The 14,911-nt window shown below is 60.3% G+C and carries 14 protein-coding genes; 4 read left to right on the top strand and 10 right to left on the bottom strand.

Features of this window, described 5'->3' with window-relative positions; translation table 11 throughout:
- Both E3W21_RS19025 and E3W21_RS19020 read right to left on the bottom strand, forming a co-directional pair.
- Window positions 1–870 carry an ABC transporter permease gene (locus E3W21_RS19025; protein ID WP_134421438.1) on the bottom strand — a complete coding sequence of 290 codons (870 nt, stop codon included), beginning with the start codon at window positions 868–870 and terminating at the stop codon, window positions 1–3.
- Entirely contained in the window at window positions 867–1,886 is a 1,020-nt protein-coding gene (locus E3W21_RS19020) for an ABC transporter ATP-binding protein (RefSeq protein WP_134421436.1), read from the bottom strand. The genes E3W21_RS19025 and E3W21_RS19020 overlap by 4 nt, the downstream gene beginning before the upstream one ends.
- Before the next feature lie 244 nt (window positions 1,887–2,130).
- Between E3W21_RS19020 and E3W21_RS19015 the strand changes: the two genes are divergently transcribed.
- Window positions 2,131–2,967, top strand: a complete 837-nt coding sequence (locus E3W21_RS19015) for an IclR family transcriptional regulator (protein WP_134421434.1) — start codon at window positions 2,131–2,133, stop codon at window positions 2,965–2,967.
- A 109-nt stretch (window positions 2,968–3,076) separates the two neighbouring features.
- Here the strand turns inward: E3W21_RS19015 and E3W21_RS19010 are convergent, their stop codons facing one another.
- Window positions 3,077–3,829 carry an anti-sigma factor gene (locus tag E3W21_RS19010; RefSeq protein ID WP_134421432.1) on the bottom strand — a complete coding sequence of 251 codons (753 nt, stop codon included), beginning with the start codon at window positions 3,827–3,829 and terminating at the stop codon, window positions 3,077–3,079.
- Window positions 3,826–4,332 (bottom strand): RNA polymerase sigma factor, encoded by a 507-nt coding sequence (locus E3W21_RS19005; protein WP_134421463.1) that lies wholly within the window; start codon window positions 4,330–4,332, stop codon window positions 3,826–3,828. The genes E3W21_RS19010 and E3W21_RS19005 overlap by 4 nt, the downstream gene beginning before the upstream one ends.
- A gap of 317 nt (window positions 4,333–4,649) precedes the next feature.
- Between E3W21_RS19005 and E3W21_RS18995 the strand changes: the two genes are divergently transcribed.
- Both E3W21_RS18995 and E3W21_RS18990 read left to right on the top strand, forming a co-directional pair.
- A complete protein-coding gene (locus E3W21_RS18995) occupies window positions 4,650–5,735 on the top strand; it encodes a catalase family peroxidase (protein ID WP_134421430.1) in 1,086 nt (361 codons plus the stop codon).
- A complete protein-coding gene (locus E3W21_RS18990; protein ID WP_134421429.1) occupies window positions 5,732–6,277 on the top strand; it encodes a cytochrome b in 546 nt (181 codons plus the stop codon). Before E3W21_RS18995 ends, E3W21_RS18990 begins: the two co-directional genes overlap by 4 nt.
- 96 nt (window positions 6,278–6,373) lie before the next feature.
- Here E3W21_RS18990 and E3W21_RS18985 read toward each other — a convergent pair whose 3' ends face one another.
- Both E3W21_RS18985 and E3W21_RS18980 read right to left on the bottom strand, forming a co-directional pair.
- Window positions 6,374–7,525: a M14-type cytosolic carboxypeptidase gene (locus E3W21_RS18985; RefSeq protein ID WP_134421427.1), complete on the bottom strand. Its 1,152-nt coding sequence runs from the start codon at window positions 7,523–7,525 to the stop codon at window positions 6,374–6,376.
- A 483-nt stretch (window positions 7,526–8,008) separates the two neighbouring features.
- A complete protein-coding gene (locus E3W21_RS18980) occupies window positions 8,009–8,350 on the bottom strand; it encodes a DUF6124 family protein (RefSeq protein ID WP_134421425.1) in 342 nt (113 codons plus the stop codon).
- 129 nt (window positions 8,351–8,479) lie between these two features.
- Between E3W21_RS18980 and E3W21_RS18975 the strand changes: the two genes are divergently transcribed.
- Window positions 8,480–9,130, top strand: coding sequence for a LexA family transcriptional regulator (locus E3W21_RS18975; RefSeq protein ID WP_134421423.1), 651 nt, complete (start codon window positions 8,480–8,482; stop codon window positions 9,128–9,130).
- A 39-nt stretch (window positions 9,131–9,169) separates the two neighbouring features.
- Here E3W21_RS18975 and E3W21_RS18970 read toward each other — a convergent pair whose 3' ends face one another.
- The 4 genes from E3W21_RS18970 to E3W21_RS18955 form a co-directional block, all read right to left on the bottom strand.
- The gene (locus E3W21_RS18970) at window positions 9,170–11,125 is read right to left on the bottom strand and encodes an acetyl/propionyl/methylcrotonyl-CoA carboxylase subunit alpha (RefSeq protein WP_129437000.1); all 1,956 of its coding nucleotides are present in this window, start codon (window positions 11,123–11,125) and stop codon (window positions 9,170–9,172) included.
- Window positions 11,125–11,940, bottom strand: coding sequence for a gamma-carboxygeranoyl-CoA hydratase (locus E3W21_RS18965; protein WP_129436999.1), 816 nt, complete (start codon window positions 11,938–11,940; stop codon window positions 11,125–11,127). Before E3W21_RS18965 ends, E3W21_RS18970 begins: the two co-directional genes overlap by 1 nt.
- A 115-nt stretch (window positions 11,941–12,055) precedes the next feature.
- Entirely contained in the window at window positions 12,056–13,663 is a 1,608-nt protein-coding gene (locus tag E3W21_RS18960; protein ID WP_134421422.1) for a carboxyl transferase domain-containing protein, read from the bottom strand.
- A 12-nt stretch (window positions 13,664–13,675) separates the two neighbouring features.
- On the bottom strand, window positions 13,676–14,839 hold the full coding sequence (locus E3W21_RS18955) for an isovaleryl-CoA dehydrogenase (RefSeq protein WP_129436997.1): 1,164 nt from the start codon (window positions 14,837–14,839) through the stop codon (window positions 13,676–13,678).
- Between the last annotated feature and the right edge of the window lie 72 nt (window positions 14,840–14,911).

The raw sequence follows: 14,911 nt of genomic DNA, 5'->3' as shown, positions 1-14,911 counted from the left end.
TTATCCCAATGACTTCTTGTAGCGGCCTTCGATCATCCGGTTCCACGACAGCATGATCAGCAGGTTGAGCAACAGCAGGGCCACGGCGATGGCCGCGCCCATCGGCCAGTTGAGCTCCGACAGGTATTGGTCGTAGATCAGCGTGGCGACCATTTTTATCCGGCGTCCGCCGAGCAGGCCGGGGATGGCAAACGAACTGGCGGCGAGACCGAACACGATCAAGGTGCCGGAGAGCACACCGGGCATGATTTGCGGCAGCACCACTTCGCGCATCACGGTGAAGTGGCTGGCACCGAGGGACATCGCGGCTTGTTCGGCGGCCGGGTCGAGTTTTTGCAACGAGGTCCAGACCGGAATGATCATGAACGGCAGCATCACGTGGACCAGCGCAATCACCACCGCGAACGGCGTGTAGAGCAGTTTCATTGGCGAGCCGCCGAAGGCTTGCAGGGTCTGGTTGACCAGACCGTCGGCGCCGAGCAACAGGCTCCAGCCGAAGGTGCGCACCACCACTGAAATCAGCAGCGGGGTGAGGATCAGAATCAGGAAAATCGAGCGCCACGGCGTGCCCATGCGACTGAGGATGTAGGCCTCGGGCACGCCGATCGCCACGCAGAGCAGGGTGGTCAGGACACTGATCCAAATCGTGCGCAGAAAGATCTCGTAGAAGTACGGGTCGCCCAGCAGGCTGCTGTAGTGATCGAGGGTGTAGGCGTCGCCGTTGATCCCCGAGCTGTAGTCGAAGACGTTGAATGACAGCACCAAGGTCAGCAGCAGCGGGATAACCAGCAGGCTGAGGTACAAGGCCAGGGCGGGTGCCGACAGCCAGTAACCCTGGCGTCCCTGGCGAATGGCGACAAGCGTACTCATGCCGGCACCTCGTCGACACTCAGCACCCGCAGCAACGTTGCGTCCCAATCGAGGCCGACCGCCGTGCCTTCGGTCAGCGGTGCCGAACCGTCGTTGCGGCGCACCACGCTGAGTTCGCCCAGGGTCGTCGATACGCCGTACAGCCATTGGCTGCCGAGAAAGAAGCGACTGACGATGTTGCCTTGCAGACGGCCCTGACCTTTTTCCCGCAGATCGATTTTTTCCGGGCGCAGGCTGAGGGTCAGATCGCCGCCACTGCTCACTTGGACGACGCCGGTATTGTCCCGTTCGCCGGGCAGCAGATTGGCCTTGCCGACGAACCCGGAAATGAACTCGGTGCGCGGGTGTTCGTACAGGGTGTAGGGAGCGTCGATCTGAGTGATGCGCCCGGCCTGCATCACCACCACCCGGTCGCTGATGGACAGCGCTTCGGACTGGTCATGGGTGACCATCAGCGTGGTGATCCCGACTTCGCGCTGGATGCGGCGGATCTCGAATTGCATCTCTTCGCGCAGATTGGCGTCGAGGTTGGACAGCGGCTCATCAAGCAACAGCACCGGCGGCTCGATCACCAGAGCCCGAGCCAATGCAACACGCTGACGCTGGCCACCGGAAAGCTCCCGGGGGTAACGCTCGGCATGCTGGTTGAGGCGCACCAGTTTCAGCACCCGGTCCACCCGCTGCTGCAACTCGCCGTTGGCCACTTTGCGCATGCGCAGGCCGAAGGCGACGTTGTCTTTCACGGTCATGTGCGGGAACAGCGCGTAACTCTGGAACACCACGCCCAGACCACGGCTGGCGGGTTTGGCGTGGGTGATGTCGCGATCGTCCAGCAGGATACGACCGCTCGTGACTTCGACGAAGCCGGCGATCATTTGCAGGGTGGTGGTTTTGCCGCATCCGGAGGGGCCGAGCAGCGAGACGAACTCGCCTTTCTCGACCGAGAGGTTGGTGGCAACGACGGCGTCGATCTCACCGTAACGTTTGCCGAGTCCTTCAAGTTGCACAAAAGCCATAACTGCGCTCCACCTGAGATTGTTATGCGTCGCCCGAAGGCGCGCTTTTTTGTATGGGCAGATACGAAAAGGTCTTGCTGGGTGCGTTGGCGCTCGACTTCAGTCGGCTGCCGCTGTTGTTCGAATCGCCCCTGTCTGGACGCAGAGTAGGACGAAGAATAGGATGGGCTCAATGGCCTATTTCACTGAGGCGATGACTATTTTCAGTTTCATTCGGTGAGTAAATTAATACTCGAGAAAACCCATGACAGATTCCATTCAGCGGAATGAAAGCAAAAGTGATGTCGGTGTTGGCGCAGTCTCCAGACTGTTTGCCGTGCTGCGTAGTCTGGGTGACACCGTCGAGGGCGGGGAGCGGGTGACGCAACTGGCCCATCGCATCGGATTGTCACAACCGACCACGCATCGATTGCTGCGCAGCCTGATGGATGAGGGCATGGTCGAGCAGGATGCGCGCAGCAAACGCTATCGCTTGAGTCTGGAGTTTTTCGCCCTGGCGGCTCGTGCCGGGAACACTGGAAACCTGCGCGAACTGGTGCGTCCGGCGCTGCTGCGGCTGTCGGCGTCGTTGGGGGATTCGTTGTTCTTGCTGGCGCGCAGTGGTTTTGATGCGATCTGCCTGGATCGTAGCGAAGGGCCGTTTCCGATCCGCACGTTTACCGGTGACATCGGCGGGCGGGTGGCGTTGGGCGTGGGGCAGGGCAGTCTGGCGATTCTGGCGTTCCTGCCAGAAGAAGAGCGCGACACGGTGATTCACTACAACTTGCCGAGGCTCAAGGATTTCCACCTGTACGACGAGGTGTTCCTGCGCTCGGAAGTCGAGAATGTGCGCAAACTGGGTTATGCCGGGCGCAACACCGGCGTGTTGCAGGGCATGGCCGGGGTGGCAGTGCCGATTCTGGATCGTGAAGGGCGGGCGGTCGCGGCATTGAGTGTGGCCACCGTCAGTGATCGGCTGGGGCCGGATCGCTTGCCGACGGTGGTGGAAATGCTCAAGCGCGAAGCGGCACTGATCGGGCCGCGGATCAATCCGTTCGACCCGTTGCTGCGTAGGCCTTCGCAAGTGTTCGGGCAGGGTTGAAATCTGGACAAATCCAAGCTCGCGAATGCGGTTGATCAGTCAATATTAATGTCGACTGTCACACCGCATTCGCGAGCAAGCCCGCTCCCACAGGGGATTGGTGGTGTGGTTAGAACTGGACGGTTTGTTTGAGCATCTGCGCCGCCGGCGTATCGCTCGGGCTGACCATCGCGTAGTTGTACCCGCCCCCCGACCAGTACTCGGCCTGCAACTCGCCATCGCTGCGACTGCCCCTCGGTAACAGGTAGTTTTTCGGACCCGGTGGGCGGACGTAGAAACTGACTTTATGCCCGTCCTGATCTTCGTAAACCACCATCGCCGCCGGCCCTTGCTCGGTGCTCAGCAAGCGTCCGCTGACCGGTTTGAAACCGGCGCCCGAGAGGTCAGGCAAGCGATTGGCTTGAGTGAAATAGCGGTCAAGCCAACCCTGCATATCACCGTCGTCGCTGACTTTGTAATCGGCCGGCAAGATGCCTTGCTGGGCAATCAGACGATAGGCCTGCAGGGCATCGGTCATCGGCGGCGTGGCACTGATGAGCGTCATCTCCCGAGCTTGCCAACCGCTGAACCCGCCGACGCTGACCGCGATCAGCAACACGGCGGCGCTGGCCAGGTGACGGCGCGATTGTCGTTTGAGGCGTTGGCGAATCAGCGCCGGGTCGAGGTTCGGGTTGGCCGGTTGCTGCAGGGCGCCGCTCAATGCCGCGCGCAGTTGCTGGGCGTCCTGCTGCCAGGCACGCACGTGTGCAGCCACTTCAGCGTTGCTGGCCAGAAAAGTCTCCACCAGACGTCGGTCGGCATCGCTGAGTTGATGGTCGACGTAGGCGTGCAGGTCACGCTCGCTTGGGGGCATGCTGATCATTTGAGTATCCGCAGAGAAGGGCTGGTGATTTCGCCGTCGCTGAGCTGGCGCAAGGCCTGGCGGGCACGGGACAGGCGGGACATCACGGTGCCGGTGGGGACGTCGAGAATCTCGGCGACCTCTTTATAACTCAAGCCTTCGACCGAGACCCAGAGCAGCAGGGCACGTTGTTCGGTGGTGAGTTGATCGAAGGCTTTCAGGGTCGATTGGGCGATCACGGTGCGTTCCACCGACGGCTGTGTATCGTCACGCCCGGTAAAGAATTCGAGCATCCGCGCATAACGCCGGGAGCGCCGGTGAGCATCGAGAAACTGTCGATACAGAATCGAAAACAACCAGGCGCGCAAGTCGCCCTCGGGGCGTTTGTCGCCCCAACTCGACAGCGCGCGCTCAAGGCAAGACTGCACCAGGTCGTCGGCGCTGCTGGGATTGCGCGTCAACGACACGGCAAACCGGCGCAATCTGGGAATGATTTCTCGCAGTTGTTCGTCGATATCGTTCATGAAGTTCTGGCTAGTCACTACGCTGTGGTGAGTGTCCGGTCTCACAAATACGTTTCCTGTTTGGCGGCGTCTGTTGTCGCCATACTGCGTTGCCGCTCCTCGCCATAGCGGGCTATGACTCGTCGCGGCGCCTTGTCTGGCAACAACAGCCACTCGCCAAACAGGAAACGTATTTGTGAGACCGGACACCAGGAAGACGCCCGGCGTTCGAGGTTATTCCACGCCTGAAAAAATAAATACCGCGTGATGGAATAAACCGCCGTGGGGTTCGTCTGCTTGATCCTTCTCACTTGTGGCCGATGGCCCTGGAGTCTTTCATGGTAGATCGCTCATCACCGCCAACCCGGCCACCCTTGAGTGGCGCGAGCGTGACATTACGTCTGGCGGGTATCGCTGTGGTGGTTGCCGCAGTGGCCGGGGCTTTTGCCTACGTCAACGGCACCTTTGACCCACAGCGTCTGACGCCGAAAAAACTGATCAATGTGCTGGAGACCAACAACGTGCACCCGGGCTTCCGGCGTAACCACTCCAAAGGTGTATGCGTGATCGGGCACTTCGAGAGCAGCGGTGAGGCGCGCAGCTATTCCAGCGCTCAGGTGTTCTATGTAGCGCGGACCCCGGTGGTCGGGCGTTTCGCATTGCCGGCCGGTAATCCTTATGCGCCAGACAACAGCGTGCCGATCCGCAGTCTGGCCTTGCGATTCACCCAGGCCAACGGCCAGCAATGGCGCACCGGGATGAACAGCATGCCGGTGTTCCCGGTGGGCACGCCCGAAGCGTTCTACCAATTGCAACAAGCTCAGTCACCGGACCCGGCCACCGGCAAGCCGAACCCCACTGCGGTGCCGGCGTTCTTCGGCTCGCATCCGGAAGCTGCACCGTTCCTGGCCTGGATCAAAACCGCCAAGCCGTCGGCCAGTTACGTGACGGAAACCTACAACAGCGTCAATGCGTTTTACCTGGTGAACTCGGCCGGGCAACGGCAAGCGGTGCGCTGGAGCATGGTGCCCGTCGCTCAGGATGCAGCGGGTGCTACGGCGCCTGAGGGTGGTGATTTCCTGGAAAAGGACTTGGTACAGCGCATTTCCGCAGGGCCGCTGCGTTGGCAGCTGAATATCACCCTGGCCAACCCCGGTGATCCGGTCAATGACGCCAGCAAGGCCTGGCCCGAGGGTCGCAAAGTGTTGAACGCCGGCACCCTGGTGCTCGAAAGCACCCAGCCGCAACTCAATGGCGAATGCCGTGACATCAACTATGACCCGCTGGTACTGCCCGCCGGCATAGAAGGTTCCGACGACCCATTGCTCGCCGCTCGTTCAGCGGGGTACGCCACTTCCTACTTGCGTCGTACCAGCGAAGTCAGCCAGTTGCCCTCTGCGAATAAACAGGAGTCTCGTCAATGAGCGCTCAAGCGAACCACTTCGCGCCTTTAGCGCGATTGCTGCACTGGCTGATGGCGCTGATGATCATTGCCATGCTGTTTATCGGCGCGGGCATGGCCGCTTCGGTGTCCGAGCGTCATCAGTGGCTTATTCATCTGCACAAACCTTTGGGCGTCGCGATTCTGCTGTTGGTGATCGTGCGCCTGGCCGTGCGCTTTTCCACTCAACAGCCACCGCTGCCGGCGGATCTGCCGGGTTGGCAAGCGCTGGCGGCCAAGGCTTCGCATGTCTTGTTGTACGCGTTGATGCTGATCCTGCCGCTGCTGGGCTGGGCGATGATTTCGGCGGCCGGCGACCCGGTGATGCTCAGCAGCTCGTTGCAGTTGCCACCGATCGTACCGGCGAATGCGCAGGTATTTGCGATCCTGCGCAAGGCTCACGGGTATCTGGCGTATTTGTTGTTCCTGACGGTGCTGCTGCATTTGGCGGCGGCGTTGTTTCACGGTTGGGTGCGCCGCGATGACGTGCTGGACAGCATGTTGCGGGGCAAGGATCGCCGCTAAAAGATCGCAGCCTGCGGCAGCTCCTACAAAGATTCGTGCGGTTCACACGATCGGCGTAGGAGCTGGCGAAGCCTGCGATCTTTTGATTCTGATCATTCAGCGCAAGGTATCGACCATGTCAGCAACGGTGGTCAGCACATCCTTGGCCAATTGTTTCGAGCGTTTGCCAGACCAGCCGGTCAGCGCATTTGGCGCATCGTTGTTGTCCTTGAAGGGCATTTCGAGGGTCAGCGACAGGCAGTCGAATTTCTCGCCGACGCTGTTGCACGCCAGGGTCATGTTGGCTTTGCCCGGTTCGTCGCGGGTGTAGCCATGCTTGGTCTGGAAGTCCTTGGTCAGGTGCTTCAGATGACTGCGGAAGTGCTCTTCGAGTTTTTCGATCCGTGGCGTGTAACCCGGGTTGCCTTCGCAGCCGGCGGTGAACACGTAGGGGATTTCTTCATCGCCATGGATGTCGAGGAACAGGTCCACGCCGTACTTTTCCATCTGCTGCTGAACGAACAGCACTTCCGGGCTGATTTCCTGGCTGGCGCTCTGCCAGGCGCGGTTCAGGTCCTGGCCCATGGCGTTGGTGCGCAGGTGACCATGGAAAGCGCCGTCCGGGTTCATGTTCGGCACCAAATACAGATCGGCGCTAGTCAGCAGTTTGTTCAATAGCGGATCGTCGTGTTTTTCGAGACGTTCGATCACGCCTTCCATGAACCATTCGGCCATGTGTTCGCCGGGGTGTTGCTGGGCGATGATCCAGACCTTGCGTTGACCTTCGGCGCCCGTGCCTTTACGCAGCAGCTGGATATCCCGACCTTCGACGCTCTTGCCGGTGGCCAGCAGTTCGGTGCCGGCCTTGGTCAGCGCTTGCTCGATCAACCAGTCATGGCGACCGCGGCTGTAGGGTTCGAAGTAAGCAAACCAGGCGTGGGTGGCGGTGGCCTCAAGGCTGAAGCGCAGGCAGTCACCTTCGAAAATGGTCGGCACCCGGAACCAGTTGACGTGGTCGTAGGACGCCACCGCCTGATAACCATCCCAGGCTTTATTGTAGGAGGACTTGCTGGCATTGTTCAGACGAAACCAGTGTTCCTGACCGACGTGCAGACCGCTGGCCTTGAAGTGGAACCACTGAAAGTGTTGGCTGCAGGTGTCTGGCTTGATGGCCAGCAGGGCTTGCAACGGATTGCTGATGTCCAGCACTTCAATGTTGCCACTGTCGAAGTTGGCACTGATATCGAAAGAGGATTTAGCCACGGTCATAGTCGATTCCTGAATATGATTTTTATGGCTGTTACTTTACACGCTGGGAAGGGAAAAACCGGGGGAAATTCTGGGCTGAAGCGGGGGGCGTCCTCCTTGACGCCGACGCAGCTTAGAGACTGTGCGATTGATTCTCAAGCGCTATTTTTGATTAGTTTGGGCCAATGATGCCGGGCTTCTCTTGCCAACGGATATTCTTTTGATATCATCCGCGCCATTCGAATTTGCAGCACCTAAAGACTTCATTAGCCTGAAGGTAAAGCCAGAATAACTGGCAAAAAAAGACCCGGCAAAAAGCCGGGTCAAAAACCGTGATTAGCCTGATGAGGAGATAGTCCAGGAGACCGACCTAAGGTCACTTGGACAATCGACTGATCTCGCGACCAGCTGCATGCAATAATAATCATTCTCGTTTGCAAGTCAAATGTTTTTACCTGCACGATTGGAAAATTCTTTCCCGTCCTCCTCGTCAGCACCCGTGTCTCACCCGTTCTGATCGCCCTCCAGGGATCGATCCACCATCGCCTTGGCCATGTCGATCATGTGCACCGCCGAAAACGCCAGGTCCCGACTTGCGCCCTGCAAATTGCTGGCTGACTCGTACGCGATGGCGGCGGCACAACGTAGCAAATCCGTGGCATGGACCAGCGCCTCTTCGCAGCTGATGTTGCGGTTTACGTCAAAGAAAAGTTCTTCGACCACTTCCTCTGAAACAGCTGGTTTCAAGTAATAGTCCAGCGCTCGTTGCGCGGCGGCAGAGCCTTTTGGCGAGGTGAGGGAAGTGTCGATTTGCATGTCAGGCAGGTCGTTGCAGGGGATGGACATGGCGATGGCAAGCTCCGTGATAGATTCAGATCCGTGAACCAATCCTAGTACGTACTGTATTTATGACGAGAGATTAAATACTACAATTTGTGTTTTGATGGCCGGAGGCGCCCACGTATGGTGCCGCACATGGATAAATGGATTGAATTGGTCAAGGCCAAGATGAGTGAACTCAAAGTCACTCAAGAAGAACTCGCAGATCGCCTCGGGATGTCCCAGGGCGGCGTCGGCCACTGGCTGAACAAACGCCGCGACCCCGGCGTCGTCAACATGAACCGTGTGTTGAAGGCGCTGGGCATGGATTTTCTCGAAGTGGCGCTGGTGATCCGCGAACCACTCATCCTGGAAGAGGAGGAGATGCCTCTGGCGCTGAAGTACAACCCGTACTTCCGCTACCCGGTCAGTGACTGGAAGGAGCCGGCGCAGCTGCGCGATGGTGAGGTGACGGTGTATCGCAAGGAGGAACGCTTCGAGCTGACCGACTACCACGCCCAGGGCCCGGCCTTCTGGCTGAGTGTGGTGGGCGATGCGATGACCGCGCCCACGGGTATCAGCATTGCCGAGGGCATGATGATCCTGGTGGACCCGGCCATCGTGCCGGAACCCGGAAAGCTGGTGATCGCCCAATGGCCCGACAGCGCCGAGGCGACCTTTCGCAAACTGATAGAAGAGGGCGGGCAGCGTTACCTGGTCCCGCTCAATCCGACGTATCCGAAAGCCCTTTACACCGAAGAGTGCCGAATTATCGGCGTGGTGGTTCAGGCGACAGCCAGGTTCTAATCAGATCGGTCCTCGCAAGACGTAGGACCGATCTTCATTTCATGCTTCTTCAAACTCGACCAACGCACTGCCTTCGCTGACCATCTCGCCTTCCTGGCAATACAGCGCCTTGATCACCCCGGCGTGTGGTGCACGAATGCTGTGCTCCATCTTCATCGCCTCCAGCACCACCAACTGCGCCCCGGCTTCGACCGTTTGCCCGGCTTCCACCAATACCCGCACGATGCTGCCATTCATGGGGGCGGTCAGCCCGCCGTGATGGCTGTGACTGGCCTCGACGGCGCTGATCGGGTCGTAGGACTCGATGCGGCGCAATTCACCTTCCCATTGCAGATACAGAACGTCGCCTCGGCGGATTGCCCGATGCTGGCGGCGCAGGCCGTTGTGCTCGGTCAGCAGTTGTTCGCCCTTGAGTTGAGCGGTGTGGGCATCAGCGGCGCCCAACGTCAGCGCTCGATCCTGGCCTTCACAACTCAAGTGCAGTGTGATTTCTATCGGCAGTCCGGCACGGAAACCATTGCTGTTGGCCCAAGGCGAAACCGGGTCATCGGCTCGTGGAGAACTCGGCTGGCTTTGGGCAAACGCCTGGGCGGCGGCTTGCCAGAATTCGTCACTGAGGTCCGAGGCGACTGGCAGCAGTTCTTCCTGATAACGCGGAATGAACCCGGTATCCAGTTCGGCCGCAGCAAACGCCGGATGGCCGACGATCCGGCGCAGGAAGTTGATGTTGGTCTTGAGCCCGCCAATGGCGAACTCATCGAGCATGCTCAGCAGCCGCAGTCGCGCCTGTTCACGATCCTCGCCCCAGGCAATCAGTTTGCCGAGCATCGGGTCGTAGAATGGCGAAATCTCGTCGCCTTCTTCGACACCACTGTCCACCCGCCGTCCCGGACCTTGCGCGGATTCACGATACAGCTCCAGTCGACCGGTCGCCGGCAGGAAATCATTGCCCGGGTCTTCGGCATACAACCGCACTTCGATGGCATGGCCGATCAGCGGAACCTCGGCTTGGGTCATCGGCAGCGCTTCGCCACGGGCCACACGAATCTGCCAGGCCACCAGATCGAGGCCGGTGATGGCTTCGGTGACCGGGTGCTCGACCTGCAGGCGCGTGTTCATCTCCATAAAGAAGAACTCACCCCGCGAATCCAGCAGAAACTCCACGGTACCGGCGCCGACGTAACCGATGGCTTGCGCCGAACGCACGGCGGCTTCGCCCATGGCGCGGCGCAGTTCCGGGCTCAAGCCTGGAGCGGGTGCTTCTTCAACGACTTTTTGGTGCCGACGCTGGATCGAGCAGTCACGTTCGTTGAGGTACAAGCAGTTGCCATGCTGGTCGGCGAAGACCTGGATTTCCACGTGGCGCGGTTTGAGCAGGTACTTCTCCACCAGCATCCGCGAATCGCCGAACGAGGATTTCGCTTCACGCTGGGCCGAGGCCAGGGCTTCGGCCAACTGGCTGACATCCTCGACCACTTTCATGCCTTTGCCGCCGCCCCCCGCGGTGGCCTTGAGCAGCACCGGATAACCGATGCGTTCGCAGGCGTCGCGGAAGGTGTCGAGGTCCTGAGCCTCACCGTGATAGCCGGGCACCAGCGGCACGCCGGCGGTTTCCATCAAGGCTTTGGCGGCGGATTTGCTGCCCATCGCGTCGATGGCCGAGGCGGGCGGGCCGAGGAAAATCAGGCCGGCTTCTTCGATCGCGCGGGCGAACCCGGCGTTCTCGGAAAGAAAGCCATAACCCGGATGAATCGCCTGAGCGCCACTGGCTTTGGCGGCGGCGATCAGTTTGTCGATTTGCAGATAACTGTCGGCGGCTTTGCTGCCACCGAGGTCGACGCGGATATCCGCTTCGCGGCTGTGTCGGGCTTCACGGTCAGTGGCGCTATGAACGGCCACGGTGGTCAGGCCCAGGGCTTTGGCGGTGCGCATCACCCGGCAAGCGATTTCGCCGCGGTTGGCCACCAGCAGGGTGGTGAGAACAGGTGCGCTCATCAACGCGGCTCCTTGGTGGTGGTTTCGGCTTGCCAGCTCGGCGGACGTTTTTGCAGAAAGGCCCGCAGGCCTTCCTGACCTTCGAGGCTGACGCGGATGCGGGCGATGGCGTTTTCGGTGTAGCGGCGTAGTGCCGGGGTCAGTGCGCCGTGGCCGACTTCGCGCAGCAATTCCTTGCTGGCGCGCATGGCGGCCGGGCTGTTGAGCAGCAGGTTGTCGATCCACTGTTCGACTTTTTGCTCCAGCTCAGCGATTGGATAACTCTCCGACAACAAGCCGATTTCCCGCGCTCGTTGTCCGCCGAAACGCTCGGCAGTCAGCGCATAGCGACGTGCCGCGCGTTCGCCGATGGCTTGCACCACGAACGGACTGATCACCGCCGGGGCCAGGCCGATGCGCACTTCCGACAGGCAGAACTGCGCGTCATCGGCGCCGATGGCCATGTCGCAGCAACTGATCAGGCCCAGCGCACCACCGAATGCAGCGCCTTGCACCACCGCCAGCGTCGGGACTTTCAGCTTGGCGAGGTTGTACATCAACTCCGCCAGTTCCCGGGCGTCGTCGAGGTTGGTGTGGTAATCGAGTTCGGCCGATTGCTGCATCCAGGCCAGATCCGCGCCGGCGCTGAAATGCTTGCCGCGTCCGCGCACCAGCAGAAACCGCAGGCTGGTGTCGCTCGACACTTTGTCCAGCGCGAGGATCAGTTCGCGGATCATTTCGGCGTTGAACGCGTTGTTCTTTTCTTCACGGCTGAGCCACAGGGTCGCGAAACCACGCGGGTCGGTCAGCAGTTCGAGGGTGTTGAAGTCGCTCATATTTGTCCGTCTCCACAACTCATGTGGGAGCGGGCTTGCTCGCGAAGAACGATAACGCGGTGCATCAGATAGACCGCGGTGAATCCTTCGCGAGCAAGCCCGCTCCCACATAAAATCACATCCGGAACACGCCGAAGCGGCTCGGTTCTATTTGCGCGTTCAGCGAAGCCGACAACGCCAGGGCCAATACATCGCGGGTTTGCGCCGGGTCGATGACGCCGTCGTCCCACAAACGGGCGCTGGAGTAGTAGGGATGACCCTGTTCTTCATACTGGTCGAGGATCGGTTGCTTGATCTCGGCTTCCTGCTCGGCACTGAAACCGTGGCCACTGCGTTCGGCCTGCTCGCGTTTCACCTGCACCAAAACACCCGCGGCCTGCTCGGCGCCCATCACGCCGATGCGTGCGTTCGGCCACATCCACAGGAAGCGTGGATCGTAAGCTCGCCCACACATGCCGTAGTTACCGGCACCGAAACTGCCGCCGATGATTACAGTGAATTTCGGCACCTTGGCGCACGCCACGGCGGTCACCAGTTTGGCGCCGTGCTTGGCGATGCCGCCGGCCTCGTATTTCTGGCCGACCATGAAACCGGTGATGTTTTGCAGGAACAGCAGTGGAATGCCGCGCTGGCAGGCCAGTTCGATGAAGTGCGCGCCTTTCTGCGCGGCTTCGGCGAACAGAATGCCGTTGTTGGCGAGGATCGCGATCGGGTAACCGTGCAAGTGGGCAAAGCCGCACACCAGGGTCGTCCCGAACAGCGCTTTGAATTCGTCGAACACCGAACCGTCCACCAACCGCGCGATCACTTCGCGCACGTCGAACGGCTGCTTGGCATCCGCCGACACCACGCCGTAGAGCTCGTCGCTGTTGTACAGCGGGGCGATGGGCGTGCGCTGTTGCACTTCGCCGAGCTTGCGCCAGTTGAGGTTGGCGATGCTGCGTCGCGCAATGGCCAAGGCGTGTTCATCGCTCTCGGCGTAGTGGTCGGCCACCCCGGAAATCTTGCAGTGCACATCGGCCCCGCCAAGGTCTTCGGCGCTGACCACTTCACCGGTCGCGGCTTTTACCAGCGGCGGGCCGGCGAGGAAAATCGTCGCTTGCTCGCGCACCATGATTGCTTCGTCGGCCATGGCCGGCACGTACGCGCCACCGGCGGTGCAGGAGCCCATGACCACCGCAATCTGCGGGATGCCCATAGCGCTCATGTTGGCCTGGTTGAAGAAGATCCGCCCGAAATGCTCGCGGTCCGGGAACACTTCATCCTGACGCGGCAAGTTGGCGCCGCCGGAGTCCACCAGATAGATGCACGGCAAGCGATTCTGCTGGGCGATGGTTTGGGCGCGCAGGTGTTTTTTCACGGTCAGCGGGTAATACGAGCCACCTTTTACGGTGGCGTCGTTGGCGACGATCATACATTCGACGCCTTCCACACGACCGATCCCGGCAATCACGCCAGCGGCCGGAACGTCTTCGCCATAAACCTCGTAGGCCGCCAATTGGCTGATTTCGAGAAACGGCGAACCCGGATCGAGCAGGCGATTGATCCGTTCACGAGGCAGCAGTTTGCCCCGCGAGGTGTGGCGCTCTTGCGCCTTCAGCCCGCCACCTTGCTGCACTTTAGCGAGCAGGGTGTGCAGGTCGTCGACCTGTTTGAGCATCGCCGCGCTGTTGGCCGCGAACTCCGCCGAACGGGGGTTGAGCTGGGTATGCAGGATAGCCATGGACAGCTCCGTTTAGCGGGTTTCGTTGAACAGTTCGCGACCGATCAGCATGCGACGGATCTCACTGGTGCCGGCACCGATTTCGTACAGCTTGGCGTCACGCAGCAGACGACCGGCCGGGAATTCGTTGATGTAGCCATTGCCACCGAGAATCTGGATCGCGTCGAGGGCCATTTGCGTGGCGCGTTCGGCGCTGTAGAGGATCACGCCTGCGGCATCCTTGCGGGTGGTTTCTCCGCGTTCGCAGGCCTGGGCTACTGCATACAGGTAGGCGCGGCTGGCGTTGAGTTGGGTGTACATGTCGGCGACTTTGCCCTGGATCAGCTGGAATTCGCCGATGCTTTGGCCGAACTGCTTGCGGTCGTGGATGTACGGCACGATCAAGTCCATGCAGGCCTGCATGATCCCGGTCGGGCCGCCGGACAGGACAACGCGTTCGTAATCGAGGCCGCTCATCAGCACTTTCACGCCACCGTTGAGCACGCCGAGGATGTTTTCTTCCGGTACTTCGACGTCGTCGAAGAACAGCTCGCAGGTGTTGGAACCGCGCATGCCGAGCTTGTCGAATTTGTTGCTGCGGCTGAAGCCTTTGGAATCACGCTCTACGATGAACGCGGTGATGCCGTGAGGGCCTTTTTCCAGGTCGGTCTTGGCGTAGATCACGTAGGTGTTGGCGTCCGGACCGTTGGTGATCCAAGTCTTGCTGCCGTTCAGGACGTAGTGATCGCCGCGCTTGTCGGCGCGCAGTTTCATCGACACCACGTCAGAACCGGCATTCGGTTCGCTCATGGCCAGGGCGCCGATGTGTTCGCCGCTGATCAGCTTCGGCAGATATTTGGTTTTCTGTTCGTGATTACCGTTGCGGTTGATCTGGTTGACGCAAAGGTTGGAGTGCGCGCCATAGGACAGGGCGACCGACGCCGAACCACGGCTGATTTCTTCCATGATCACCACGTGGGCCAGGTAACCCAAGCCAGCGCCGCCGTATTCTTCCGGGACGGTCACGCCCAGCAGGCCCATGTCGCCGAATTTACGCCACAGGTCGGCGGGGAACAGGTTGTCAATGTCGATCTGAGCGGCGCGTGGTGCGATCTCTTTGGCGACGAAGGACTGAACCTGATCGCGCAGCATGTCGATGGTTTCACCGAGGGCAAAGTTCAGGGATGGGTAGCTCATGGGTCACCTTTTGGCTTTTTTGTAGGGTAGGGAGGGCAGTGATGTGGCTCTCACCTTTACGTTAACGTAAGC

Origin of the sequence: Pseudomonas sp. F01002 (assembly GCF_004402115.1) — a bacterium.
In the GTDB taxonomy this organism is placed as follows: Bacteria; Pseudomonadota; Gammaproteobacteria; order Pseudomonadales; family Pseudomonadaceae; genus Aquipseudomonas; species Aquipseudomonas frigoris.
The sequence above is the reverse complement of the archived record's forward strand: the minus strand, read 5'-3'. Positions and strand labels throughout refer to the sequence as shown.

Coding starts and splice junctions, on each gene's coding strand:
- E3W21_RS18990 (WP_134421429.1), top strand. CDS start 5,732: ATGAGCGCTCAAGCGAACCACTTCGCGCCTTTAGCGCGATTGCTGCAC.
- E3W21_RS18970 (WP_129437000.1), bottom strand. CDS start 11,125: ATGAGCGCACCTGTTCTCACCACCCTGCTGGTGGCCAACCGCGGCGAA.
- E3W21_RS18995 (WP_134421430.1), top strand. CDS start 4,650: ATGGTAGATCGCTCATCACCGCCAACCCGGCCACCCTTGAGTGGCGCG.
- E3W21_RS19010 (WP_134421432.1), bottom strand. CDS start 3,829: ATGATCAGCATGCCCCCAAGCGAGCGTGACCTGCACGCCTACGTCGAC.
- E3W21_RS18985 (WP_134421427.1), bottom strand. CDS start 7,525: ATGACCGTGGCTAAATCCTCTTTCGATATCAGTGCCAACTTCGACAGT.
- E3W21_RS19020 (WP_134421436.1), bottom strand. CDS start 1,886: ATGGCTTTTGTGCAACTTGAAGGACTCGGCAAACGTTACGGTGAGATC.
- E3W21_RS19005 (WP_134421463.1), bottom strand. CDS start 4,332: ATGAACGATATCGACGAACAACTGCGAGAAATCATTCCCAGATTGCGC.
- E3W21_RS18965 (WP_129436999.1), bottom strand. CDS start 11,940: ATGAGCGACTTCAACACCCTCGAACTGCTGACCGACCCGCGTGGTTTC.
- E3W21_RS18980 (WP_134421425.1), bottom strand. CDS start 8,350: ATGTCCATCCCCTGCAACGACCTGCCTGACATGCAAATCGACACTTCC.
- E3W21_RS19025 (WP_134421438.1), bottom strand. CDS start 870: ATGAGTACGCTTGTCGCCATTCGCCAGGGACGCCAGGGTTACTGGCTG.
- E3W21_RS18955 (WP_129436997.1), bottom strand. CDS start 14,839: ATGAGCTACCCATCCCTGAACTTTGCCCTCGGTGAAACCATCGACATG.
- E3W21_RS19015 (WP_134421434.1), top strand. CDS start 2,131: ATGACAGATTCCATTCAGCGGAATGAAAGCAAAAGTGATGTCGGTGTT.
- E3W21_RS18960 (WP_134421422.1), bottom strand. CDS start 13,663: ATGGCTATCCTGCATACCCAGCTCAACCCCCGTTCGGCGGAGTTCGCG.
- E3W21_RS18975 (WP_134421423.1), top strand. CDS start 8,480: ATGGATAAATGGATTGAATTGGTCAAGGCCAAGATGAGTGAACTCAAA.